Origin of the sequence: Bradyrhizobium sp. 192 (assembly GCF_023100965.1) — a bacterium.
Taxonomy (GTDB): Bacteria; Pseudomonadota; Alphaproteobacteria; order Rhizobiales; family Xanthobacteraceae; genus Bradyrhizobium; species Bradyrhizobium symbiodeficiens.
The window spans coordinates 4,409,288-4,434,687 of sequence record NZ_CP064690.1; the positions used below are offsets into that span (position 1 = coordinate 4,409,288).

A 25,400-nucleotide genomic window follows, 5' to 3' on the forward strand; every position below is an offset into this window, starting at 1 on the left:
CCGTCACGCCGCTTCCAGCAGGCGGTCCTTGCTGACCGGCTCGTTCCTGAATTCCCGCACCAGTGCGCCACGCTTGAGCACGAGGATGCGGTCGGCCAGCGACAACACCGTTTCCGGCTCGGTCGACAGCACGATGATGGCGAGCCCCTTGGCGCGGAGGTCGCGGACGATGTTGATGACGTCGTTCTTGGCGCCGACATCCATGCCGCGGGTCGGCTCGCACAGCACCAGGAGTTTTGGCGGATAGGTCAGCCATTTTGCCAGCGCCACCTTCTGCTGGTTGCCGCCGGAGAGCATGCCGAGGTCGAGGCCGACCACCGGCGGCCTGATCTGCAGTTGCTCGACTTGGCGCTTCGCGATATCGCGCTCCTGCGCCGGCTTGAGCAGCAGGGACGAGATGCGGTCGAGAATGCTGATCGAGATGTTCTTGTAGACCGGCTCCTGGTGGAACAGCATGTCGCGCCGGCTCTCCGGCACCAGCGCCACGCCGGCGCGCCGCGCCGCCGCCGTGCTGGCAAAGGTTTTCGGCGTACCCTCGACGGCAAGCGTGCCGGCGTCCGGCTTCAGCTTGCCGAACAGGATGCGCGACAATTCCTGCTGGCCACAGCCCATGAAGCCGTAGATGCCGAGCACCTCGCCGGCGCGGGCCTCGAAGGAAATGTCCTTCAGGCTGCGCGCCAGCGACAGCTGGTCGACTTTCAGCACCACCGGGCTGTCGCTCGGCGTTGGCAGCATCAGATCGTCGCTGTAGCTGTGCTCGAGCGCTTCGCCGCCGCGACCGATCATGGCCTCGATCAGCGCGCCCTTGCTGGTGGCGGCGCTCGCGGTCTCCGCGACCTTCCGCCCGTTGCGGAACACGGTCACCGTGTCCGACACGCGCAGGATGTCCTCGATGAAATGCGAGATGAAGACGATTGCAGTGCCCTCTTCGCGCAGCCGCTGCAGCGTCGCGAACAGACGCTCGACCTCGGGCGGGGAGAGGGCGGAGGTCGGCTCGTCCAGGATGACGATGCGGGCGCCGGAGAACAGCACGCGCGCGATCTCGATCAGCTGCTGCAGGCCGATCGAGAGGTCGCCGAGCCGGCTCATCGGATCGACGTCGAGACCCAGTCGTGCCAGCTGCTCACCGGCCTCGCGCGCCATGCGCCGCCATTGTACGAGGCCGAGGGCGTTGGTCGGCTGGTTGCCGAGGAAGACATTCTCCGCGACGGTGAGGTCGGGTGCGACGGAGAGTTCCTGATGCACCATGGCGATGCCGGCCGCGTGCGCATCGCGCGCCGAGCGGAAATGCGTCGCCTGGCCGTCGATCAGGAAGCGGCCGGAGAATTCGGTGTGCACGCCGGCGATGATCTTCATCAGCGTGCTTTTTCCCGCGCCGTTCTCGCCGACGAGACCGTGGATCTCGCTTGCGTGGAGCGCGAAGTCGACACCACGAAGCGCTTCGACGCCGCCGAAGCTCTTCGTGATGCCCTGCAGTTCAAGGATGGGCGAACGATCCTCTCGCATGAAAGCTCAGATCTTGGAGGCTCAGATCAGGAAGTGATCCTGCATCCACTGCATCCCGGCGGCGTTGGCCTTGGTTACGACCGGGCCGTCGGTGACGACGTTCTTGGGAATGCCCTTTCCGCTCTTTTCGCCGCCGACAACGGCCGAGACGCCGGCGATGATGGCGCCGCCATGGATACGGCAGGACGGATTGCGCACGGTCGCGAACATACGGCCTTCGCTTACCGCCTGGATCGCCGGCGGCATGGCATCGACGCCGCCGATCAGGATGTTGGTGCGGCCCCGCGCCTTCATGATGTTGGCGGCGGCAAGCGCCATGTCGTCATTGTGGAAGAACGCCGCGTCGATCTGCGGGTACTTGGTCAGATAGGTTTCCCAGAGCCGCGCCGTCTTGGAGACGTCCCAATCGGCCGGCTGGGTGTCGAGCACCTCGATGCCGGGGAATTGCTTCACCGTGTTGGTGAAGCCTTTTGCCCGCCCTTGCGCGCCGGTATGGCCGAGCGCGCCCTGCGTCATGATGATCTTGCCCTTGCCGCCCATCGCATTGCACAGCGCCTGCGTCACAGAGGCGCCCATGAACTCGTTGTCAGGGGCGAGGAAGGAGTGGACGTTGATCTGGTCGAGCGGTGCGATCAGCGTGTCCATATCGATCACGGGCGTGCCGGCGTCGATCATCTTCTGCACGGGCTGGGTGAGGGTGCCGATGCCGAAGGCCTGGATCGCGACGAAGTCCCACTTCTGCGAGGCCATGTTGTCGATCGCGGCGCGCTGTTTCACCGCGTCGAGCTGGCCGTCGAACCAGGTGACCTCGACATTGAACAGCTTGCCCCAGAATTCGGCGGCTTGCTTGCCTTGCGCGCACCAGGTGGCCTGAAGGCCCGCATTGGAGAACGCCGCCTTCAGCGGCTTCTCGCTTCGCCCGACCTCGGCGGCCAATGCAGGGTTTATGCCCATGCTGCCGAGCAGGGCAGCTCCGGCGCCGGCGGTCGCAGCCGCCTGAAGAAGATCGCGCCTCGTCGTCGAGAAATCTTTCGTCCCGGACATCGCTCGCTCCCATAAATTTTATCGTCGGCGCGTCATTGATTGCGCAACCGATGTCCGAAAGTGTCTCACAAGAGTTGACGCCACTCAATCTGCAATCACTCGCTGCGCTCGCAGCAAGCCGCGTTGGTGCAGCGCAAAGCGTCAGGCTGTCGTGCCGGTGAGTGCGTCGATGTCGGTGAGCAATGTGTCCCAGGCCTGCGCGATCTCGATGGACCATTCATCGCCGAGCAGATCGCGCAGCGTGTCCCTGATGACCGCGAAGAAGGCGATGAACAGCTGGCGCGACGTGCCATAGGCGTCGTGCGAGGCAAGCTCGCAGGCAATCAGCCGGAATTGCCCGCGACGCTCAGCGGCCAGATCGAGAATCGCCCCGATCGTCAGCGCGAGCATCGATCCCTTCACGAAGTCGCCGCCCTGCGAGCGGAACATCGCCTGCGTTTCGGGACGCTCGTCGAACAGGCGTTGATAGACCAGCGGCGTGAGATCGGTGCAGCGCAAGGACGCGAGCTCAAAGCTGAGTTCGACCGGATTGGGGGACTTATTCATCGGCAGAAGTGCCATGCGGACAAAAAAAGAGCGGGGCCCTAGCCCCGCTCGAAAATTGTGTCGACCCTATTATCCCCGATTCTAAGATTTGCTCTTGATTGACGGGGCGACGCTGCGTTTTGCGCGCCAGGGGCTCCTCCCGAGACTTGGACCACCAGACTTCGACCTCGCGGCCAGCCTGAGCAAGGGGATGCTAGATCAACTTTTCTCACTTGTCATCATTTTCAGCAACGAATGTTCAAAATTCGAGCAATAGACGAAATGATCGGGCTTTTGGCCCCGCAAGTGTATGACAAATATAAGAAATCTGTGGATGCTCAACCCTTTGAGTTGCCTCAAATGCCGGACGCCGTGGCCATAGCGGGGTCGTCGGACCTCGGTTTTCGACAAATTTGCGCTGGGCCAAGAAGGCGGCGGAACTGATCTCGACTTGAGCCCGGCGCGGTGTTTAGTTAGCCGGCGAACGAATGGTTCGGCGGATGCACGCGCGGCTACAGAAATTCCTTCCCCTGGTCCTGCTCGCCCTGGTGATGCAGGTGCTGGCGCCGATTGCCGCGTGTTGGGCGACCGGCCGGGCCGTCGCCGATCCGCTGTCTGCCGCCGTCATCTGCCACAGTGCGAACGAACAGGGCGGCCTCGACGATCGGACCGGCTCCCCGACCGCGCATGCGGGCGCGTGCGCCCTGTGTTGCCTGGCCCAGGCGGGCGCCACGCTCGATTCGCCAGCGCACGCGGGACTCTCGATTCCGTTCCGCCATGCCGAGCGCGTGGTGTGGCAGCCGGCGGATGCGTCGGTTATCGCCGCTCCCAAGGGTTCGAGTGCCCAGGCGCGCGCCCCACCTCAGTTTTCCTGACGTCACGACAACCGAATCGTTGGTGCGCGCAATTGTCGTGCCGACGGCGTGCTCAATGGACCGGCCGCAGTGCCGGATGTCAGGAATTCAAGAGATGTTACGCATTCGTGCGATAGGGCGCGCCGGCTTGCCCGTGTTTTTCGGGCTGGTGTCCCCGTTCGGTTCAGACGCGCTCGCTCAGGCTGCCTCGGAAGCGATTCCCGCAGTGACGGTCGAGGCACCCAAGACGTCCCGTCCCAAGCCAGTCACCCGGCCATCGCGGCAACGCTCCGCTTCGGCGGCGCGGGCAGCGAGGCCGGTCGCGCCGAACGCGACCGATGGCGCCCAGGGGCAGAACGATACGATGTCCGCCGGCGCAGCGCGGGCCGGTCTCAATCAAGCGCCGGCCGGCCAGACCGCGACGACCATCGATCGCAGCCAGTTCGACAACCGCCCGTCGTTTTCGGTCGGCGACGTCTTGCGGGACAGCCCGGGCATCTCGATCAAGCAGGGTAATGGCCCGCGCGACTTCGGCATCTCGATTCGCGGATCCAACGCCCGGAACGGTTTCGCGATCCGCAATCTCGTGATCTTCGACGACGGCTTCCCGGTGACGCAGCCGGACGGCCTGTCGCGCAGCGACTTGATCGATCCACACGCCTACAGTGCGATCGACGTGATCCGTGGCCCCTCGTCGGCGCTCTACGGCAATTATGCGACCGGCGGCGCGCTCAATTTTCGCACACGGCCGGGTGGCACGATCGACGGTGTCGAATACGGCGTCGATGGCGGCAGCTACGGTTACCTCAACAACTACCTGGCGGCCGGCAAGAAGGTCGGGAACTTCGAGGGCTCCCTGTTCGCGAGCGACACACGGGGCGACGGCTATATCGGCAACAGCTGGTTCAATACGCAGACCGTCAACTTCCTCGGCACGCTCAAGGCAACGCCGGACGACCGCTTCACGGTCAAGATCATCAACAACGATCTCAGCGCGCGGCTGCCGATCCGGCAGTCGCTGAACCAGTTCTACACCAATCCCTTCCAGCAGGGTTGCACGATCGGCACGGGGACGGCCGGATGTCCCACCGTGTCTCTTTTCAACAACGGCTTCAACGGCGGCAAGGACACCGAGACTGCCACGCAAGCCGGGCTCGGGCGAAACGATCGCCGAACCATCGTCGGCGGCCGGTGGGAGCACGACTTCGACAACACGATGACCTGGCGCAACCAGTTCGTGTTTGACGACCGAAACATCAGTCAGCCCACCGGCTCGACCAGTGCGATCGGCGATTTTCCGTCGTATAATTACATGAGCGATCTCACCAAGCGCGGAGAGATATTAGGCCTGGAGTCCACTGCGTTCTTTGGCGCCTTCTACAATACTCTGACGGCATCGAGCGACACGCGAAACGTGATGCCCGGAGGCAACGCGACGCTCGGCAGGCTGTCGAGCAACCTCTACAGTGAAACGACAAATTTTGGCGTACGCGCCAGGGAAGAGCTCAAGCTCACATCTGCGTTGACGGCGGTTGCCGGTATCGGCTGGGAGACGACCCTACTGAAAGGCGTCAATACGGCGTATGCTTATGCCGGCCCCAGCGGCATCACTACCACGACGCTGACGACGGCAGACCGGCAGTTTCAAAATGCAGCGCCAGAACTGGCGCTGCTCTACAATCTCAACAACGAATGGCTCTTCCGCGGACGGGTCGCCACTGGATATGGCACTCCGCAGGGTTCGAATCTCTTTGTCCTTCCGACTGGCTTGTCGGGCAACAATACCCAGCTCCAGGTCCAGAAAAATTTGGGCTACGATCTCGGTTTCGACTGGACTCCCAACAACACGCTCAAGCTCAGCGCGACCGGCTTTTACGAATTCTTCCGCAACGAGATCGTCAGTCAGGCGACCCCGATTGCCGGTGTTTCCTATACGTTCAACGCGCCGCGCTCGGAACATCGCGGCATCGAGCTTGCCGCCGACTGGAAGTTCTATCCGGGCTGGCGGTTCATGGCGGCGTACACCTATCTCGACGAGGTCTATACCGAATATGTCGAGAACATCACCAACGGCGCGGTGTTCAGCTTCAACCGGACCGGCAACAAGATCCCCGGAATATCGCCCAACGAGCTGACGGCTCGAATTGGCTACGACGAATTCGCCGGCCCCCTGACCGGTCTCGGTGGCTTCGTCGAGATCCAGTGGAAGGATTCCTTCTACATGGACAATGCAAATCTGTTGAAGGCGCCGGGCTATGAGCTCGTCAATGCGAACGTCCACTACAAGACGGATCTGCTGTCCGACACGTTCAGATCCCTGAACCTGTTTCTCGAAGTCAGGAACGTGTTCGACCGTACTTACGTCGCCTCGGCCAACAACATCGCCAATACGGTGACGGGAGGTCTTCCGAGTTCTGCGAGCGCGCTTGCGAACACGGCTGGGTCGATCTATGCGGGCTCGCCGCGCACATTCGTTGCGGGTATGAAGGTGGCATTCAAATGATCCGGGCTTCTCGAAGGGAGTGGGGCATGACCCGAACTGGCCTGCTCGGGATCGTCGCCTGCGTGTTCCTGCAAAGTGCGGCGCTTGCACAGATGCGTGCCCCGCATGTGTCCGAAGCTGCGTGCGAGGAGCCGACGCTGCGCTGTGCGACCAAGGTGACGCCTGCCTTCAGTCCGGACGGCACGCTGTGGCTGGTCTGGATGGCGGGGGGGCAGGTCTCGGTCGCTAGTTCGCAGGATGCGGGCCGCAGCTTTTCACCGCCCACCCAGGTCACGTCGAAACGACTCACCCTCGATTGGGGACCGGACGCGCGGCCGAAGATCGTGGTCGACCGCAAGGGCGGCATTGCGCTCGCGTTCTCGACCTTCAGGGACGAGGCCTTCAACGGTCAGGTGCTTTACACGCGCTCGGCCGATGGCGGGAAGAGCTTTGCCGAACTGAAGCCCATCACCGCAAATAATGAGAGCCAGCGGTTCGAGGCGCTGGCGCTCGATCAGGATGGAACGGTCTTCGCGGCCTGGCTGGACAAGCGCAATCGCACTCTTGCGAAGGAGGCGGGACAGAAATACGAGGGAGCCGGGCTGTTCTTCACCTCGTCCAGCGACGGCGGTACCACCTACGCGGAAGCAAAGCTGGCGCGTGAGGGCACCTGCGAGTGCTGCCGGTTGGGGCTGGCATTCGCCGCGCCCGGACGGCCTGTCGTGATCTTCAGGAACATTTTCGAGGGTGGCGTGCGCGACCACGCGGTCATGACCTTCTCGGACGTTGCGACACCAGGTGAAGTCCGCAGGGTCAGCGTTGACGACTGGCAGATCAATGCCTGTCCACATCACGGGCCGAGCCTCACCGTTGCGCCGAACGGGACCTATCAGGTCGCCTGGTACACCAACGGCAAGGCGCGCAAGGGATTGTTCTACGCGCACTCCCGCGATGAAGGCCGCACCTTCTCCGCGCCCATGGCGCTGGGCCAGCCGGGCCGCAACCCGACGCGGCCCTTCGTGCTTGCAGGTCGTGCTGGGACGGTGATGGTCTGGAAGGAGTTCGACGGTGAAAAGACCTCGGTCCAGATGACGGTCTCCCACGACGATGGTGAGACGTGGTCGCCGCCGAGGACGATAGCGAGCACGAGCGACACGTCCGATCACCCCTTGCTCGTCTCCAACGGCAAGCAGACCTATTTATCGTGGATGACGAAGGCGGATGGTTATCGCCTCACAGCCATCGAGGACCAGCCATGAGATTTCGATTTGCTGGCATTGTGAGTCTGGGCGTTCTGATCGTATCTGCGGCTGCGTTCGGCACGTCTCCCGCCCTGAAGCCGTTCGAGCGCGGCACCTGGCAAAGCGTCCTCAGGGGACACGCCGGCCGGCCCGTGCTCGTGCATTTCTGGGGCGTGACCTGCGGCCCCTGCAAGGTCGAACTGCCGCTGCTCGGGCAGTTTGCAAAAGAACATCCGGAGATCGACGTTGTCACTGTGAGCGCCGATCTCGTGCCAAACCTGCCGGCGGCGACGCAATCGATGCTCGACAAGGCGGGTCTGTCGTCCACCGAAAATTTCATCTTCAACGACGGCTTCGTCGAGCGCTTGCGGTTCGAGATCGATCCGGCCTGGCAGGGCGACATCCCCCGCACCATGCTCATCTCGCGGGAAGGGACCATCACGACGATCGAAGGCTCTGCCGAAATCGCTGACCTTGAAAAATGGTCGGCGCAACAACTCTCCAAACACTGAAGTTCAGGTCTGCAAAGGGAATACGGAAATGAAGACAATCTCGAAAAACGTGCTGCTCGCCGCGTTCGCTCTCGCGATCTCCGCAGGACCCGCTCTCGCCGAGGACGTCAAGGCCGGCGATCTCGTCATCTCGCAGCCGTGGAGCCGCGCGACACCGGGCGGCGCAAAGGTCGCCGGCGGCTATCTCGTCATCGAGAACAAGGGAACGGCGCCGGACCGGTTGATCGGCGGTTCCGCCGACATTGCCGGCAAGTTCGAGATCCACGAGATGGCCGTCGAGAATGGCGTGATGAAGATGCGCGCGCTCGACAAGGGGCTCACCATCGAGCCCGGCAAGACGGTCAAGTTCGCACCCGGCGGCTATCATTTGATGCTCCAGGAGCTCAAGGGCCCGTTCAAGCAGGGCGACAAGGTGCCGGTGATACTGCAATTCGAGAAGGCCGGCAAAGTCGCCGTCTCCCTCGACGTCCAGGGCGTCGGCGCCCAGGCCCCCGGCGACGCCGGGCATTCCGGTCACATGGATATGAAGCCGGATCATTCGGGAATGAAAATGAAATGAGACTGATCTGAGCTCTCGGGAGACCGAACATGTCGAAGCAATCCTGCCTGATCCTGGTTGCCGCGCTCGCCGCCTCGCCAGCGGCGGCGCACGTGTCGCTCGAGACCAAGCAAGCGAGGGTCGGTGCGTCCTACAAGGCGGTCTTCACCGTGCCGCACGGCTGCGCGGGCTCGCCGACCGTGAAGATCCGGGTGCAGATTCCGGAAGGGGTGATCGCGGTGAAGCCGATGCCGAAGGCGGGCTGGAATGTCGATGTCGTCGAGGGCAAATATGCCGGAGAATACGACTATCATGGCAACAAGCTCTCCTCCGGCGTCAAGGAGGTGGCATGGTCCGGCGGCAAGCTGCCGGAGAAGAACTATGACGAGTTCGTCCTCAGCACATTCCTCACCGACGGCCTCAAGCCGAACACGACCCTGTACTTCCCCGTCGTCCAGGAATGCGAGACCGGCGTCAGCCGCTGGATCGAGATCCCAGCCGAGGGGGCAGGGCATTCACACGAGGGCAAATCCGAGGGCAAGTCGCCGGCGCCTGGCGTGAAGCTGTTGCCAAAACCCTGATGCGCCTGCTCGCCGCGCTCGCGACGCTGCTCTTCGTTGCCGGCTTTGCAAGCGGTGCGTCGGCGCACGCGGCCCTGGTCTCGGTCGAGCCGGCGAGCGGCAGCATGCTCGCGACCGCGCCCAAGGTGGTGGAGCTGCGCTTCAACGAGACGGTGACGCCGGGCGCGATCCGGCTGATCGATGGGAAGGGCATAGCGCGGGACGATGCGCGCGTCAGCGCATCGGACGAAACCATTTCGGTCGCGATACCGGCGGACCTGCCTGAGGGGACCGCGGTCGTCAGCTATCGCGTGATCTCGCAGGACGGCCATCCCGTCACGGGATCGGTGATCTTCTCGGTCGGCATGCCGACGGCGACGAAGCCGCCCGCCGCCGCGGACGCCGGGTTGAACGCGCTGATCTGGCTGACGCGGGTCGGTCTCTATATCGGGTTGTTCGTCGGCGTCGGCGGCGTGTTCTTCGCGCGCTGGGTGGCGTGGTCGATGACCGGCATGGCCGTCCCGCGCATGGCGCTCGCCCTCGGTCTTGTGAGCGCGGCGGCGTCCGTCGGCGCGTTGGGGCTCGATCTTCTCGGGCTGCCACCATCTGCTCTCGCGACCTCTGGTCCCTGGAAGGTCGCCTTTGCGACCAGCGCCGGTCCTGCCCTGCTGGTTGCTTTCGCAGCGATGCTGCTTGCGTATTTGGCGCTGTGCAGCGCGTGGTTCGCGCGCGCTCTTGCGATGATCGCGTTCATCGGTGTCGGTCTGTCGCTCGCGATGACCGGACACGCCGCAACGGCGCCGCCCGAGGCATTGACGCGGCCGGCAATCTTTCTCCATGGCCTCGGCGTTGCCTTCTGGGTCGGCGCGCTGGCCCCGCTCGGAGTGCTGGTGTCGAAGCCGACGATGGCGACGCTCCCGATTGTGAACCGCTTTTCCCGCATTGCTGCGCTCGCGGTGGGCGTGCTGGCCTTGACCGGCCTCGCACTCGCAATCGTTCAGCTCGAAAAGCCGGCAGCGCTGGTCGGCACTCGCTACGGGCTGATCCTTTCGACCAAGCTCGTCCTGGTCACTGGATTGGTCGCGCTGGCCGCGCTCAATCGGTTCCGGCTGACTCCAGCTCTGGCCCGGAACGAGACAGGGACGCCCGCGCTCAGGCGCTCGATCCTGCTGGAAGGTGCGATTGCTCTCGCCATCCTGGCCGTGGTCGCCGGCTGGCGCCTCACGCCGCCGCCGCGAACCATCGTTCCGGAGACGCCGTTGGCGATCCACATCCATAGCGACAAGGCGATGTTCCAGGTGCTGGTCTCGCCCGGCAAGGCGGGGGCTAACGATGTGGTGCTCCAGCTGATGACCGGCGAGGCGACGCCGCTGGCGGCCAAGGAGGCGACGTTGACGCTAAGCCTGCCCGAGCGTGGCATCGAGCCGATGGAGCGGAAGGCCTCGCTGGGGCCCGACGGCTACTGGCACGTGCGCAAGGCGGAGCTTCCGCTCGCCGGCCGCTGGCATATGCGGATCGACGCGCTGGTGACCGACTTCGAGCAGATCACGCTCGAAGATGAACTCGATGTCACGCAGCGGTGAGGCACAGCTCACGCTGAACCTGAAGTCCAACGGAAAAATGACAGGAATCCCGTTGCGTTAGCGGCTTTTCCTCATTCCCGGTCTTGTGTTTTCGCTCCCAATCCGGTTTCACTGCAACCCACCACTGATTCCCAGAGTATTACCATGCGGTTGTCGCGGTTCTTTCTGCCCATCCTGAAGGAAAATCCGAAAGAGGCGGAGATCGTCTCGCATCGGCTGATGCTGCGCGCCGGCATGATCCGGCAGGAGGCGGCTGGTATCTACGCCTGGCTGCCGCTCGGCTTCCGCGTGCTGAAGAAGATCGAGCAGATCGTGCGCGAGGAGCAGGACCGCGCCGGTGCGCTGGAACTGCTGATGCCGACGCTGCAGCTCGCCGACCTCTGGCGCGAGAGCGGCCGCTACGACGCCTATGGCCCGGAGATGCTGCGCATCGCCGACCGCCACAAGCGCGAGCTCCTGTACGGGCCGACCAACGAGGAAATGATCACCGAGATCTTCCGCGCCTATGTGAAGTCCTACAAGAACCTGCCGCTGAATCTCTATCATATCCAATGGAAATTCCGCGACGAGCAGCGTCCGCGTTTCGGCGTGATGCGTGGCCGCGAGTTTCTGATGAAGGACGCCTATTCCTTCGACCTCAACGAGGCCGCGGCGCGCGTTGCCTACAACAAGATGTTCGTGGCGTATTTGCGCACCTTCGCGCGGATGGGGCTGAAGGCGATCCCGATGCGCGCCGAGACCGGCCCGATCGGCGGCGATCTCAGCCACGAGTTCATCGTGCTGGCCGAGACCGGCGAATCCGGCGTGTTCATCAATCGCGACGTGCTGGACCTGCCGGTGCCGGGCGCGGATGTCGACTACGAGAGCGACCTGACGCCGATCATCAAGCAGTGGACCTCGGTCTACGCGGCGACGGAGGACGTTCACGACGCGGCGCGGTTCGAGCAGGAAGTGCCCGCGGACAAGCGGGTGAACACCCGCGGCATCGAGGTCGGGCAGATCTTCTATTTCGGCACCAAATATTCCGACGCGATGAAAGCCCTGGTGGCAGGCCCCGACGGCGTCGATGTGCCGGTTCATGGCGGCTCCTACGGCGTCGGCGTCTCGCGGCTACTCGGTGCCATCATCGAGGCCTGCCATGACGATGCCGGAATCAAATGGCCGGAGGCGGTGGCGCCGTTCCGCGTGTCGATCCTCAACCTCAAGCAGGGCGATGCGGCCGTCGATGCGGCCTGCGAGAAGCTTTACGCCGAGCTCACGGCCAAGGGCGTCGACGTGCTTTATGACGACACTGACCAGCGCGCCGGCGCAAAGTTTGCCGCCGCCGACCTGATCGGCATCCCCTGGCAGATCATGATCGGGCCGAAGGGCCTCGCCGACGGCAAGGTCGAGATCAAGCGGCGCAGTGACGGCTCCCGCGAGACGATGTCGCCTGCGGACGCGGTTGCCCGCCTCGTCGGCTGAATAGTGTTCATCGCGCGATGATGGGCCGGCAATCCGGCCACAATTGACCCCGAATCATGGGATTATCAAGCGATGGATGAAACCATGACCGAGACCAAGCCAACCGCGCCTTTCGCGCCCTTCGAGTGGATGCTGTCGGCGCGCTATCTGCGCGCGCGCCGCAAGGAGGGATTCATCTCGGTCATTGCCGGGTTCTCCTTCCTCGGCATCATGCTGGGCGTGGCGACGCTGATCATCGTCATGGCCGTGATGAACGGCTTCCGCAAAGAACTGCTCGACAAGATCCTGGGGCTCAACGGCCACATCCTGGTCCAGCCGCTGGAATCGCCGCTGACGGACTGGAAGGACGTCGCCGACCGCCTCAGCCAGGTCAAAGGCATCCGGCTCGCCGCGCCCGTCGTGGACGGCCAGGCACTGGCGTCCTCGCCGTGGAACGCCTCGGGCGTGCTGGTGCGCGGCATCCGCTCCGACGACCTCAACAACCTCACCTCGATCGCCAAGAATATCAAGCAGGGCTCGCTCGAGGGCTTCGACGAGGGGCAGGGCGTCGCGATCGGCCGGCGCCTCGCCGACCAGCTGTCGCTACATGCCGGCGACAGCATCACGCTGGTGGCCCCGAAAGGCGCGGTCACGCCCATGGGCACGACGCCGCGCATAAAACCGTACAAGATCGTCGCCGTGTTCGAGATCGGCATGTCCGAATACGACCTCGGCTTCGTGTTCATGCCGCTCGCGGAAGCGCAGGCCTATTTCAACCGCAGCAACGACGTCACCTCGATCGAGGTGTTCACCACCAATCCCGACCAGATCGTCGCCTTCCGACAGGCCGTGACGGAGGCCGCGGGCCGGCCGGTGTTCCTGGTCGATTGGCGGCAGCGCAACTCGACCTTCTTCAACGCGCTCCAGGTCGAGCGCAACGTGATGTTCCTGATCCTGACCATGATCGTGCTGGTCGCGGCGCTGAACATCGTCTCCGGCCTGATCATGCTGGTGAAGGACAAGGGCAGCGACATCGCGATCCTGCGCACGATGGGCGCCTCGCAGGGCTCGATCATGCGGATATTCCTGATCACGGGCGCCTCGATCGGCGTGGTCGGCACGCTGGTCGGCTTCATCGTCGGCCTCGTGATCTGTCTCAACATCGAATCTATCCGGCAATTCCTGTCCTGGCTGACTTCGACCGAGCTGTTCTCGCCGGAGCTCTATTTCCTGTCGAAACTGCCCGCCGATATCGACGTCGGCGAGACCACGGCCGTCGTCATCATGGCGCTGACGCTGTCGTTCCTGGCGACGCTGTATCCGTCGTGGCGCGCCGCGCGCCTCGATCCCGTCGAAGCGCTGCGGTACGAGTGAGGGGTTGATGGAGCAGCAGCAGGGGGCGGAAGACGTACCGGTCATTTATCTCCACGAGATAAAGCGGCAGTACTTGCAGGGCGAGGTGCCGCTGACGATCCTGGACGGCGCCAATCTCGCGCTGTGGGCCGGGCAGTCGGTCGCGCTGGTGGCGCCGTCGGGCTCGGGCAAGTCGACGCTGCTGCACATCGCGGGGCTGTTGGAAGCGCCCGATTCCGGCGAGGTCTATGTCTCGGGCGCGCCGACCTCGCAGCTGCCCGATATCGAGCGCACCCAGCTCCGCCGCACCGATATCGGCTTCGTCTACCAGTCGCACCGGCTGTTGCCGGAGTTCTCGGCGCTGGAGAACGTGATGATGCCGCAGATGATCCGCGGCCTGAAGAAATCCGAGAGCGTCAAGCGGGCCAAGGAGATCCTGGGTTATCTCGGCCTCGGCGACCGCATCACCCATCGCCCGGCCGAGCTGTCCGGCGGCGAGCAGCAGCGCGTCGCGATCGCGCGCGCGGTTGCCAACGCGCCGCGGGTGCTGTTTGCGGACGAGCCGACCGGAAACCTCGATCCGCACACGGCGGATCACGTGTTCCAGGCGCTGATGCAGCTGGTCAAGGCGACGTCGGTCTCGATGTTGATCGCGACCCACAACATGGAGCTGGCCGGTCGCATGGACCGGCGGGTCTCGCTCTCGAACGGCCAGGTGGTCGAGCTCGAATAGTCAATTTTGCGAAAACAACCCCATGCACAGTAGCCAAGTGCTTGGGCCGACTGACGAAAAAAATCGGCGACGGCGCTTCGCCGCCGCCAGGGCCTCGCACACCAGCGCGATCAGATAGCACCCTCGTTCTCATCCTTTTTTATTTTGCAGGCATCCTCATTGCTGGTTGGGAGGAATAATGTCAGTTTGTCAAAAAATGACACAGAGCGAGTCGCGTACACATGAGCTTGAGACCGACGAAGCGGACAGAATTCAAGGAATTGCGCGAGCGGGCCGGCCTGACCCTGCTTGAAACAGCAGATTTGCTGAAGGTGGAGCCGCGGACGGTCTATCGCTATGAGCGCGGAGAGACCCGGCCGACAAAGCTGGCCTTCGACCAGATGCGCCAGGCTGTGGAGAATCGGTTTGCGAAGGAGAGCCCTGCGGCTCCTGGTATCCGGTTCATTGACCTCTTCGCCGGCATTGGCGGCCTCCGTCTTGGCTTCCAGTCCATCGGTGGCCGCTGTGTTTTCACCTCGGAATGGGACGCGAAGTGCCAGGAAACCTACAAGCACAATTTCGCTGACAACCATGAAATCGGCGGCGATATTCGCGAGTACTCCAGCGAACCCGGCAAGATTCCAGAACACGATTTGTTGCTGGCGGGCTTTCCATGCCAGCCGTTCTCCATCGCTGGTGTGTCAAAGAAGAATGCCTTGGGCCGGCCCCACGGGTTTCTCTGCGATACACAGGGTACGCTGTTCTTCGATACGGCCCAGATCATCGCCCATCACCGGCCCGCGGCATTCGTCCTCGAGAACGTCAAGAATCTGCAACGCCACGACGGCGGTCGCACGTTTGCGACCATCATCAATGTACTGAAGAATGAACTCGGCTATCACGTCCAGCATCGCGTTATCAGTTCGGAGCCTTGGGTCCCCCAACGCCGCGAGCGAATTTTCATCGTTGGATTCCGCGAGCCAACCACATTTGACCTGGACAAGCTGAAGCTTCCGCCGAAAAGCCAGTGGCCAAAGCTCGGCAGCATCCTGCAACCACCGGACCAAGTTGACCCGAAGTACACACTGACGCCGCATCTATGGAAGTATTTGCAAGCCTACAAGGAGAAGCATACGGCGGCTGGAAACGGGTTCGGCTTTGGCCTGTTCGGACCCGACGATGTCACTCGGACCCTTTCGGCCCGCTATTACAAAGATGGCTCGGAGGTTTTGGTCAAACAGCCGGGAACTCGGCCACGGCGGCTTACACCGACCGAGTGCGCCCGCCTGATGGGATTCGAGAACTCGAAGCGAAAATTCAAAATCGTGGTGTCCGACACACAGGCTTACAAGCAGTTCGGCAATGCCGTCGTAGTACCAGTGGTCGAATTCCTCGCGAAGGCAATAAAACCTCACCTTGAAGCAGCATTGGCGAAACAGGGTTCCTCCCCCGCAAACTCAGTAGTCGTCCGTCACATCACACGTCCCGACCGCCAGCCTGTGGCCGTAAATGGCTGACGTCGTCTCCCCCGACGTGCGCAGCCGGATGATGGCTGGCATCCGGGGCGCCCACACGAATCCGGAAATGCTGCTGCGGCGCGGCCTTTTTGCCAAAGGCTTCCGCTACCGGCTCCATGCCAAAGGACTGCCTGGCAAGCCAGACCTGGTATTTCCTCGCTATGACGCGGTTCTGTTCGCGCATGGGTGCTTCTGGCACGGTCACGACTGCCATTTGTTCAAGATGCCATCCACACGGCGGGAGTTCTGGGAAGCGAAGATCGCTCGCAATCGCGAGGTTGATGCACGGCATGAGGTTGCGCTGCATGCCGCCGGCTGGCGCCGAGGTGTCGTCTGGGAATGCGCACTAAAAGGCAGAACGCGGTTGCCTTACCCGGAGGTCATTACCCGATGCGCGACGTGGCTGAGCTCCCGAAAAGACTCCCTTGCAATCCGGGGAAGCTGATGACCTACCGCCGCGGCATGCTGTCAGACTTCTTCGAAGGCGTTGCGGTCAAGAAGCTGACGCTGGTCGAGACCGTCAGCCCTAAATCCAACCAGCATGAGATCCAGGGCACCAAAGCGCTACGGGCGATGTTCGGCGATGCCGACCGCAAATCCATTCCCACCCGCTTCATCTGGCTCAACGACGAAAACGAAGGCCTGAGCGAGGATGGATTCATCAGCTGGTCGAACGTCCGTAAGGGCAGACCTCGCGCTGCCGAATATCACCTCTATTATTCCGGCAACATCGTCACTGAGGCGATGAAGCCGGGCGACGCGTTGTTCCTCGCGCTACGACGCGACGGTACGGCAATGGTCGTTGTGGTGCCGCTCGACAGCACAATCCAGAGCCAGCTGCTCTGGCTCTTCGGCATCGACGAGCAGCCGGAACTTGCCTTCGCGTTCAGGCAAATCACCGGTGACGACTCGGCGCGGCTGGATTTTGCCGCACGCTACGTCCTCGACGAACTCGGCATCGATCTGGAAGAACCGGAAGTCGACGCGATTGATCCGTTAATCGCGAGGTTCGGAACGACGTTCCCGCCCACCCGGGAGTTCTCCGCGTTTGCGCGACAAACGTTGCGTGACGTGTCGCCGCTCGACGATCCCGACGCCGCCCTGTTTGCATGGATGGAACGCGAAGAGCTACTGTTCCGGCGGCTTGAACGCCACATCATTGCCGAGCAGCTGTCGGTTGTCGCCGACAACCGAAACGCGCTGGTCGAGGGCGTTCTGTCACTTTCGATGCAGCTCCATCAGCGACGCCGCTCCCGTGCCGGCCGCGCGCTCGAAAATCATTTCGAGACCATTGTGGAGGCCCACGACCTACAGTACGCGCGGGGGGCGGAGACCGAGAACCGCAACAAGCCCGACTTCCTGTTTCCAGGTACCGCGGAATATGCTGATCTTGCGTTTCCGGCCGACCGGCTCACCATGCTGGGCGTAAAATTCACGCTCAAGGACAGATGGCGCCAGGTGCTGGCCGAGGCAAACAGGATTCCGGAAAAGCATCTCCTCACGTTTGAGCCCGGCATCTCCGCTCACCAGACCGAGCAGATTGCGGCAAGCCGGCTGCAATTGGTTATTCCCCGCGCGATCCATTCGACCTTTACGCCCGCGCAGCAGGCCGGTCTGATAGACGTCCGGGATTTTCTCCGTCTTGTGCGGGAGCGACAGGCCGGATAAGCGGGGCGCAGCATGTACAGCTGGTTTTTGCGCGATGGCATACTTGGCATTCGTTCGCCTGACGGTGAGCGGATTCCGTCTGCCGAGGATATCTTCCGGTATTTCGGGGAAGGCGACCGCGGTCTAATCCCGGAGCCGGTCGACGGGAGCAACGTCGAAAATCTACGGTTCTCAAAATATCCGCTGCAGCTCGGGCTTTCTCTGAAAGAGGAGAACGGCAATGAGCTACTTGTTCTGACCGGCACGCACCGCGCGAAAGTGATTCCTATTTCCGGCGTCGCCGCGCTCGATGCCGGCCATTACGTGAGCGATGACCGCTGGTATCCGCTCGATAGCCAGTCGGCAGCGGAAATTCGCCAGCTCCTTTTGAAGAACAAGGCTCAACCCGGCGAGCGGGTTTCGCTGCAGATCTACCTCGCCATGCGTCAGGCTGGGGTCGTTCCGGAGGGAGATGCTCGTCCGCTGGTGGCGCTTTCGTTCCTGACACCGTCGGATGCGAAGCCGCAAAACGTCAATGCGACGCTGTATCCTTATCAGCTCGACGGCTGGCGCTGGTGCCGGTTCATTGCCGCCGAAGGTCTGGGCGGTATCCTTGCCGACGAAATGGGCTTGGGCAAAACGCTCCAGGTCATTGGGGCCATTGCCGACCCGCTGAAACCGCGTGAGGAGCCGGTGCTCATCGTGGCGCCAGGCTCCCTGCTTGAAAACTGGAGCCGCGAGTTCAAAAAGTTTGCGCCGCACATCCGGACCCTCAAGCATCACGGGCCAGACCGGACGGGCCGCCCTGCTGACCTAAGCCAGTTTGATGTCGTGATCACCTCCTACGACACCGTCGTCCGCGACAACTCCATGTTCATGATGATCAACTGGTCGATCCTAGTCTGCGACGAGGCGCAGTACATCAAGAACAGCGATTCGCTCCGCGCGCGATCGGTGAAGAAGCTGCGCCGCAGTTCAGCCATCGCTGTGACCGGCACGCCGGTGGAGAACAAGCTGACCGACCTGTGGTCCATCACGAATCTTGTTCTGCCTGGCTACCTCGGCACAGTGGGCGAATTCCAGAAGCAGTTCGAGGACGACCTCGACGGTGCCGCCAGTCTTGAACGGCTGGCATCACCAATCATGCTGCGGCGCCGGGTGTCTGAAGTTGCGAAGGACCTGCCTGAACGCATCGACATCCCGCAGGTGATCGAGCTGGAGGACGACGAGGCAAAGGCCTACGAGGCTATGCGCGAGGAGATTGCAGCGCAATTTGGTGCCTCGGCAACGCTGGTGGCCCTGACCCGTCTGCGGATGTTCTGCAGCCATCCATGGCTGGTTGCCGGGACGGCGCGCGCGGGCGACCCTGCCGCCTTTTCGAAGTACGCCCGGCTGGCCGATATCCTGGAGGAAATCTTCCAGGGCGGCGAGAAGGCCATCCTGTTCACGGCCTACACCGAGATGACCGATATCCTGGTCGCGGATATTGCAGGACGATTTGCGGTGTTTACCGGCTATATCGACGGCCGCGTGCCGATCGACGACCGGCAGCCGGTCATTGACCGCTTTTCAGCGGAATCCGGCCCGGCCCTCCTGGTCCTTAATCCTAGAGCCGGGGGCGCCGGGCTGAATATCACCGCCGCGAACCATGTGATACACTACACGCTGGAGTGGAATCCTGCGCTTGAGGATCAGGCTTCCGCCCGGGCTTACCGGCGCGGTCAGACCCGGCCGGTGACGGTTCACAGGCTCTTTTGCGGGGGGACAGTGGAAGAAGTGGTTGACGACCGGCTGGCGAGGAAGCGGACATTGTCGGAGGCCGCCGTTGTCGGCGTCCGCGGCGAGGCCGCCGATTACGCCGACATCGTCGCTGCGCTGCAGCGCTCGCCCCTGGCCGAGAAATCAGCGAAGAAATGAAGCTTCCCTCGTTAATTTCCAAGATTCTGAGCGCTAACGATGCTGGTGAAACCGGCGCGCATCAAGCCGGTATTCTGATTCCAAAGAGTTCTGGTGTCATCTCGTTTTTTCCCCATCTCAATGCCGAAGAATACAATCCGCGGGTCCATCTGTTCTTTACCGACGCAGCCGGCGAGCGATGGGAATTCGCCTTCATTTATTACAACAACAGGCTCCACGGGCGCGGAACACGCAACGAGTACCGCCTGACCCGGATGACACCTTACTTCCATCGGCATAATCTCAAGCCCGGTGACGAAATCATATTGAAGCGCTCCGAGCGCGACCATTTTTCGATAGAGCATCACCGCAAATGCCAGGCCGAACGGACTGCGGGAGGCGTGCTGCGGCTCTCCGCCGGGTGGAAAATTATTGATATCTAGGAAGGGGTAGGAAACGTGACAGGGAACAAAAAGGAAGAAGGCATCATTCTTCCGCCGGATCCGAAGCGGATGATCATGGGTCTCCGCGATACGGGGTATGAATTCAATACCGCCGTTGCGGACGTTCTTGATAATTCGATCGCCGCAGAAGCGAAGAACGTCGATCTTCGCATCGACATGGACCTTCGCGGCAATATCACCCTGTCACTCGCAGACGACGGCTGTGGCATGAACCGGGACGATCTCCTCAATGCCATGACCTATGGCGCGAGACTCCGTCCCAACCCGGCGTCCCTTGGCAAGTACGGCCTCGGCCTGAAGACGGCATCGACCGCGTTCTGCCGCAGACTGACGGTCGCCTCCCGCGCAACCGCGAAAGACCCCGTCCTTGCCGCAACCTGGGACCTTGACCATGTGGCCAACAGTGGCAAGTGGGAAGTTTTGCTGAACGAGAACATCAACGACGAGATCACCGACCACCTCGATGAAGTCGCCCAAGATTCGTCAGGCACCGTTGTTGTCTGGCAGAAGGTCGACCGCCTGTTGAAGGACTATGTCGATCCCGGCAGCAAGCCGGCCCAGAAAGCGCTGAAACAGAAGGAAGAGCAACTGCGCCGGCATCTGGCCATGGTGTTCCAGCGCTTTCTTGATCCAAAGGACAAACGCGCCCGGACCGTAAGCGTGAAGCTCAACGGCGCCGTCATCAAGCCATGGAATCCCTTCATGCCGGAGCTTTCCGAACTGGCAGCCGAGCAGGAAGTTCCCGTCGAGTTGCCGAGCGGCAAGGGTGCCTCGTTTGTGGTGAAGGCTTACATTCTTCCCCGCCGCGAGGATTTTCCGACGCCGGAGCTTGCAAAGGAAGCTGAACTGTCGTCCGACAACCAAGGCATTTACATCTATCGCGAGAACCGGCTGATCAAGGACGCTGACTGGCTTGGCATCTACCAAAAGGAGCCGCACAGCACGTTGTTGCGCGTCGAGTTCTCGTTTGACCATCACCTTGACGAGGTTTTCCACCTCGACATCAAGAAAAGCCAGATCGGCCTTAACGAACAACTCTGGGACTGGCTGAGCGAGCAATTTCTGACCGCACCGCGGCGCATGGCCAACCAGCGTTACCGCGAAGGACAGAAGAAGGATATCGCCAAGGCCACGCAGGGCGCACACGATGCGTCGAACAAGACCATCAAGGAACGCGAGGCTGCGGCTGGCGGCGCGAAGGTCAATATCGTCGACCCGAACACTGGCGAATGTCTCGTGCAGAATCCGCACGGCACATTCAAGATCAAGCTGCCGATGGGGCCCGCCGCGAAGCCAGGTGAGGTGTATGTCAAGACAGTCGATAGCATCGAGAGCGGTCTGCTTTTCGAACCTGGTCTCATACAGGGACACCGCGCCGTTCACATCAATAGCTCGCACCCCTATTACGCCAAGGTCTACGTTCCCAACCTGAACAAGAGCGTGCTTGTCCAGGGCATGGACTCGCTCATGTGGGCCCTCGCAGTCGCCGAGCTGACGGCCTACCACGACGAGGTCGCGGACCATTTCAAGGACATGCGGTTCGAGCTGTCGAAAATTCTATCGAAGCTCGTTGAAGGTTTGCCCGATCCGGAGCTGAACGAGAATGTCGCTTGAACCCGGCGCGCTTGCGACGCTGATTTCGGACAGTTGCGGGTTACCCTTCGATGGGAGACGCATCGCGGGCGCCAATACCATCCAGATTGTTCCGTCGGGTCTGCCAGTCCAAAACACCTTCACGATCCAGACCGCAGTGGGGTGGCGCAATGTGGAGGTGACATTCGTTCCCGGCTCATTCGCCGGTGAATTGGTTCGACATATGGGACTGGCGGATGCAGGCGCGCGTGGCAGCTGCGCGGCCGTGCTTGCCAAGTGTCTCCGCGATGGTGCGACTGTCAACCTGAGGATCAACAACCATCCGGCGAAGCCGGATGACCCAACCGGCTGGGGCGCGCAGTGGGCGCGACTTGAATTATCGGTCCGCCGCGGTCAGCTGGACCTTGGCAACGGTGACCAAGACAATGAGAAGATCTTCGCATGGACCCAGCAGGTCACCGCCGCGATTGTCACGTTGCTGCCTCTTGAGCAGGACGACCTTCCTTCGGAGAACCTCCAAGGGGGGTTCTCCGAAGGAGCACAAGTGCAATTCGAAGGAAATCGCTACGAGCGCGACCGGCGCAATCGGGCGGCTGCACTCGCCATTCACGGCTATGCCTGTCTTGCATGCTCCTCCGAGCTAGGCGATCGGTACGGATCAGCTGCGGTGGGACTGATCGAAATTCATCACCTGACGCCCGTGTCGAAGCTCGGTTCGGACTATTGCATCAATCCCGCGACTGACCTTGCGCCACTCTGCCCGAACTGCCACCGGGTCGCGCACAGGCGCGAGCCGCCATTCACGATCGAGGAGCTCAAGAGCATGCTCGCCGCCGAGTGATCGAGCGTGCTCTTCCGGTACCCGAAAGGCCGCGTGACCTCACTCCTCTGGCCTGATCACCGTCATCTTGAACGGGCCTGCATTGGCCGCGGCGTGCGCCACGGCGTCGTTGGCATGGTCGAGGTCGAACGCTGTCGTCTGATACTCCTCCAGCCTGAGCAGCCCCGCACGCACCAGCGCGATCAGCCGGCTCGCGGCATCCGGCGGGTACATCCAGACGCCGTGGATGCTGATGCAGTTGCGCATGATCCAGGGGTAGGGGAGTTCGAGGCCTGCGCCGCCGGCCATGCCGACACCGCCCATCAGCACGACGCGTCCGTTGGGGCGCACTGTCATGATCGCCGCACGCACGACGGTCGGGCTGACCGAGGGCGGCATGATATCGAGCACGCAGTCGATTGGGCCTGATGCCGCGCGCTTCATCGCCTCGCGGTCGTGATCTTCATTGCCTGTCAGCTTGACCGGCTGCACGCGGCTGCCGAAGCGGCGGACGAGGTCAGCCAGGATCGTCTCGTTGCGGCCGGGCGTGACCACGCTGGCCGCGCCCATCGCGAGCGCGACCGAGACGGCAGCGCTGCCGAAATTGCCGGTGGCCCCGCTCACCAGCACGGTCTCGCCGGGGCGAAGGTTGGCGGAAAGAAAGCCGCCATAGGGCACCAGCAGCGTGCCCAGCGCGCACCATCGCGTCGCGTCCTCCGGCGTGATCGCGCCGATGCGTTTGACGTTCTCGGTCGGCACCATCATCTGCTCGGCGAAGGAGCCGTGGCGAAAGTGCTTCTGCAGAAGCATGCCGCCGGGCCCGGCAGCGGTGAGCCCTTGCAGGGCGATGTCGGGCGCTACGATATCGTCGCGCGAGCGCACCGTCGGATCGCAGAACACCCAGTCGCCGACCGCAAGCCTGGTTGCATCCGGACCGATCGCGCGCACCCGACCGATGCCGCCGGGCCCCGGGATGATCGGGAGATCGAGCGCATAATTGCGCGTCCCGTCAAAGACCTCGTTCATATAGGACAGCACGCGGGTCGCGACGATGTCGACGATGACCTCGCCGGTGCCGAGCACGGGAACGGGGACGGTCTCGATCGCCAGCGGCGAACCGAAGGATTTGAGCAGGGCAGCTTTCATGATGGTCACCTCAAGATCGGGTGAAGCCCATATGCGCCGCCTTGGAGAGGGCAGGAAGGCCTGGTATTATCCTAGTATTGCAGGGGCCCTCCATGTGGGAGCGACATCATGGCCGATCCGCGCCGCGTCGAATTCGGCGACTTCCTGAGGTCCCGCCGCGAAAAGCTGTCGCCGAAGACCGTCGGCCTTCCGATCGGCGGGCGCCGGCGTACCGCCGGTCTGCGCCGCGAGGAGGTTGCGCAGCTCGCCGGCATCGGCGTCGACTGGTACATCCGCCTCGAGCAGGGCCGCACGGTGAGCCCCTCGGTGACCACCGTCGATGCGGTGGCCCGCGCGCTGCGCCTCAGCAAGACCGAGCACGCGCACCTGAAGGCGCTGGCGCGCGACGGCGACAGGCGCGTCTTCACCCGCGAGACCGTGCCGCCGCCGATCCAGCGGCTGGTCGAGAGCTTGCCGCATCCGGCCTATGTCACCGGGCGGCGCTGGGACGTGCTGGCCTGGAACGCGGCCGCCGAGCAGGTCTTCGCGTTCGGGCGCCTGCCGGAGGCGGATCGCAACACGATGCTGCTGATGATGACCAACAAGCAGACGCGCAAGGCTTACGGAGCGGGCTGGGCGGAAGTAGCCAAGCGCATGGTCGCGATGTTTCGCGCCACTCACGACGTCTGGGCCGGCGATCCCGCCTTTGCGGAATTGCTGACGCGGCTGCGGCAGGGCAGCCCGGAATTCGTCAAATGGTGGGAAGCCCACGAGGTCCGCGGCACGTCTTCGGGCCTCAAGACGATGTCGCATCCAACCCTCGGCGTGCTGCATTTCGAGCACACCAGCTTTCAGGCCAACGACGATCCCGCGCTGAAGCTGGTGGTTTACACGCCGGTCGAGGGCGGAGGCTGACGCACCGGGCAGGCTTCAGATTCCGAGCGATGATTGGCAAACCTGCCCATCGACCGTCGTGCGCTTACGGCACGGGCGTGGTCAAAGGCGTTGCGCCAACGTTCGGCGAGAAGCCTGCTGTCCAGGGACTGTCCGTCCAGCGCGTCGGTTGCGGTGGCGTGACGGTTCACGTTTATTTCGCCGCCGTCCGGGCCGCGAGCCTGCGCCAATCGCCGGCGCCGCCGCGGCAGGATTCTCCGGGCCTGTCCGGTTTGCAAGCCGACCTCGCAGGCGCTATGTCCGGGCCTCCCGCACAAGGGCCCCGACATGACAATCTCCGATGACAACGACCTGACGCGCCTGAAGGAGATCGGGCGCATCGTCGCCGCCACGCTGGAAGCGATGGGGAAGGCGCTCGAGCCGGGCATGACCACCTCCGAACTCGACCGGATCGGACGACAGCTGCTGGAGACCGCCGGCGCGCGTTCGGCGCCGGAGCTGGCCTATGATTTTCCGGGGGCGACCTGCATCAGCGTGAACGAGGAGATCGCTCACGGCATCCCGGGCGAGCGGCGGATCGAGCGCGGCGACCTCGTGAACATCGACGTGTCAGCCGAGAAGAACGGCTTCTTTGCTGATACCGGAGCCTCGTTCGCCGTTCCGCCCGTAAGCCGCGGGATCGAACGACTTTGCCGGGACGGCCGGCGGGCGATGTGGACCGGCCTGCAGCAGGTCGGTGCCGGCAAACCGATCGCGGGGATCGGTCAGGCGATCGGGACCTTTGCGCGAAAGAAGGGCTACAGCCTGGTCAGGAATCTCGCCAGTCACGGCGTCGGCCTGTCGCTCCATGAGGAGCCGACGGAGATCGCAACCTGGCCCGATCGCTCCGAACGCCGCATCATGAACGATGGCCTGGTGTTCACCGTCGAGCCGTTCCTCTCCATGGGCGCCGAATGGGCGGAGAATGGCGACGACCCGTGGACGCTCTACAGCAGCCCCGAGGCGCCGACCGTGCAGTACGAGCACACCGTGATCGCCACCCGCAACGGGCCTTTGATCGTGACGTTGGCCGGTTGAGGCGGCCGAGGCCG

23 protein-coding genes are annotated in these 25,400 nt (G+C 62.9%); 19 read left to right on the forward strand and 4 right to left on the reverse strand.

Translation table 11 applies throughout. The features are described 5' to 3' along the window. Window positions 1–3: 3 nt before the first annotated feature. The 3 genes from IVB24_RS20070 to IVB24_RS20080 all read right to left on the reverse strand — a co-directional run bounded on the left by IVB24_RS20070 (window position 4) and on the right by IVB24_RS20080 (window position 3,096). A complete protein-coding gene (locus IVB24_RS20070; protein ID WP_247768237.1) occupies window positions 4–1,506 on the reverse strand; it encodes a sugar ABC transporter ATP-binding protein in 1,503 nt (500 codons plus the stop codon). Between the two features lie 21 nt (window positions 1,507–1,527). After that, window positions 1,528–2,550, reverse strand: a complete 1,023-nt coding sequence (locus IVB24_RS20075) for a sugar ABC transporter substrate-binding protein (protein WP_140479962.1) — start codon at window positions 2,548–2,550, stop codon at window positions 1,528–1,530. A 141-nt stretch (window positions 2,551–2,691) separates the two neighbouring features. Next, on the reverse strand, window positions 2,692–3,096 hold the full coding sequence (locus IVB24_RS20080) for a globin (RefSeq protein ID WP_247768239.1): 405 nt from the start codon (window positions 3,094–3,096) through the stop codon (window positions 2,692–2,694). Between the two features lie 479 nt (window positions 3,097–3,575). On the opposite strand from IVB24_RS20080, the gene IVB24_RS20085 reads away from it, so the two are divergent. The 17 genes from IVB24_RS20085 to IVB24_RS20165 all read left to right on the forward strand — a co-directional run bounded on the left by IVB24_RS20085 (window position 3,576) and on the right by IVB24_RS20165 (window position 22,311). Beyond that, window positions 3,576–3,950, forward strand: coding sequence for a DUF2946 family protein (locus tag IVB24_RS20085; RefSeq protein WP_247768240.1), 375 nt, complete (start codon window positions 3,576–3,578; stop codon window positions 3,948–3,950). A 94-nt stretch (window positions 3,951–4,044) separates the two neighbouring features. Then, window positions 4,045–6,432, forward strand: coding sequence for a TonB-dependent receptor (locus IVB24_RS20090; protein ID WP_247768242.1), 2,388 nt, complete (start codon window positions 4,045–4,047; stop codon window positions 6,430–6,432). A 26-nt stretch (window positions 6,433–6,458) separates the two neighbouring features. Next, entirely contained in the window at window positions 6,459–7,670 is a 1,212-nt protein-coding gene (locus IVB24_RS20095) for a sialidase family protein (RefSeq protein ID WP_247768244.1), read from the forward strand. After that, window positions 7,667–8,164 (forward strand): TlpA disulfide reductase family protein, encoded by a 498-nt coding sequence (locus tag IVB24_RS20100; protein WP_247774135.1) that lies wholly within the window; start codon window positions 7,667–7,669, stop codon window positions 8,162–8,164. The genes IVB24_RS20095 and IVB24_RS20100 overlap by 4 nt, the downstream gene beginning before the upstream one ends. A 28-nt stretch (window positions 8,165–8,192) precedes the next feature. Continuing rightward, the gene (locus tag IVB24_RS20105; protein WP_247768247.1) at window positions 8,193–8,723 is read left to right on the forward strand and encodes a copper chaperone PCu(A)C; all 531 of its coding nucleotides are present in this window, start codon (window positions 8,193–8,195) and stop codon (window positions 8,721–8,723) included. A 29-nt stretch (window positions 8,724–8,752) separates the two neighbouring features. Next, window positions 8,753–9,283: a YcnI family protein gene (locus IVB24_RS20110; protein WP_247768249.1), complete on the forward strand. Its 531-nt coding sequence runs from the start codon at window positions 8,753–8,755 to the stop codon at window positions 9,281–9,283. Further along, the gene (locus IVB24_RS20115) at window positions 9,283–10,845 is read left to right on the forward strand and encodes a CopD family protein (protein WP_247768250.1); all 1,563 of its coding nucleotides are present in this window, start codon (window positions 9,283–9,285) and stop codon (window positions 10,843–10,845) included. The genes IVB24_RS20110 and IVB24_RS20115 overlap by 1 nt, the downstream gene beginning before the upstream one ends. 144 nt (window positions 10,846–10,989) lie before the next feature. After that, on the forward strand, window positions 10,990–12,309 hold the full coding sequence (proS, locus tag IVB24_RS20120) for a proline--tRNA ligase (protein ID WP_247768252.1): 1,320 nt from the start codon (window positions 10,990–10,992) through the stop codon (window positions 12,307–12,309). 72 nt (window positions 12,310–12,381) lie between these two features. Then, entirely contained in the window at window positions 12,382–13,662 is a 1,281-nt protein-coding gene (locus IVB24_RS20125) for a lipoprotein-releasing ABC transporter permease subunit (protein WP_094977690.1), read from the forward strand. 7 nt (window positions 13,663–13,669) lie between these two features. Continuing rightward, window positions 13,670–14,374, forward strand: coding sequence for an ABC transporter ATP-binding protein (locus tag IVB24_RS20130; RefSeq protein ID WP_094977691.1), 705 nt, complete (start codon window positions 13,670–13,672; stop codon window positions 14,372–14,374). 221 nt (window positions 14,375–14,595) lie between these two features. Next, the gene (gene dcm / locus IVB24_RS20135) at window positions 14,596–15,870 is read left to right on the forward strand and encodes a DNA (cytosine-5-)-methyltransferase (protein ID WP_247768254.1); all 1,275 of its coding nucleotides are present in this window, start codon (window positions 14,596–14,598) and stop codon (window positions 15,868–15,870) included. After that, window positions 15,863–16,315: a DNA mismatch endonuclease Vsr gene (gene vsr / locus IVB24_RS20140; RefSeq protein WP_247768256.1), complete on the forward strand. Its 453-nt coding sequence runs from the start codon at window positions 15,863–15,865 to the stop codon at window positions 16,313–16,315. Before dcm ends, vsr begins: the two co-directional genes overlap by 8 nt. Continuing rightward, window positions 16,315–17,538: a type II restriction endonuclease gene (locus tag IVB24_RS20145; protein ID WP_247768258.1), complete on the forward strand. Its 1,224-nt coding sequence runs from the start codon at window positions 16,315–16,317 to the stop codon at window positions 17,536–17,538. Before vsr ends, IVB24_RS20145 begins: the two co-directional genes overlap by 1 nt. 12 nt (window positions 17,539–17,550) lie before the next feature. Further along, a complete protein-coding gene (locus tag IVB24_RS20150) occupies window positions 17,551–19,434 on the forward strand; it encodes a DEAD/DEAH box helicase (RefSeq protein WP_247768260.1) in 1,884 nt (627 codons plus the stop codon). After that, on the forward strand, window positions 19,431–19,856 hold the full coding sequence (locus IVB24_RS20155) for an EcoRII N-terminal effector-binding domain-containing protein (RefSeq protein WP_247768262.1): 426 nt from the start codon (window positions 19,431–19,433) through the stop codon (window positions 19,854–19,856). Before IVB24_RS20150 ends, IVB24_RS20155 begins: the two co-directional genes overlap by 4 nt. A gap of 15 nt (window positions 19,857–19,871) precedes the next feature. Beyond that, window positions 19,872–21,491, forward strand: coding sequence for an ATP-binding protein (locus IVB24_RS20160; protein ID WP_247768264.1), 1,620 nt, complete (start codon window positions 19,872–19,874; stop codon window positions 21,489–21,491). Next, the gene (locus IVB24_RS20165) at window positions 21,481–22,311 is read left to right on the forward strand and encodes a hypothetical protein (protein WP_247768266.1); all 831 of its coding nucleotides are present in this window, start codon (window positions 21,481–21,483) and stop codon (window positions 22,309–22,311) included. The genes IVB24_RS20160 and IVB24_RS20165 overlap by 11 nt, the downstream gene beginning before the upstream one ends. A gap of 39 nt (window positions 22,312–22,350) precedes the next feature. Here IVB24_RS20165 and IVB24_RS20170 read toward each other — a convergent pair whose 3' ends face one another. Beyond that, window positions 22,351–23,436, reverse strand: a complete 1,086-nt coding sequence (locus IVB24_RS20170) for a zinc-binding alcohol dehydrogenase family protein (protein ID WP_247768267.1) — start codon at window positions 23,434–23,436, stop codon at window positions 22,351–22,353. Between the two features lie 108 nt (window positions 23,437–23,544). On the opposite strand from IVB24_RS20170, the gene IVB24_RS20175 reads away from it, so the two are divergent. Together IVB24_RS20175 and map are read left to right on the forward strand one after the other, a co-directional pair. Further along, window positions 23,545–24,330, forward strand: coding sequence for a helix-turn-helix transcriptional regulator (locus tag IVB24_RS20175; RefSeq protein ID WP_247768269.1), 786 nt, complete (start codon window positions 23,545–23,547; stop codon window positions 24,328–24,330). Window positions 24,331–24,636: 306 nt separating this feature from the next. Continuing rightward, window positions 24,637–25,386 (forward strand): type I methionyl aminopeptidase, encoded by a 750-nt coding sequence (map, locus tag IVB24_RS20180; protein ID WP_247768271.1) that lies wholly within the window; start codon window positions 24,637–24,639, stop codon window positions 25,384–25,386. Window positions 25,387–25,400: the final 14 nt, after the last annotated feature.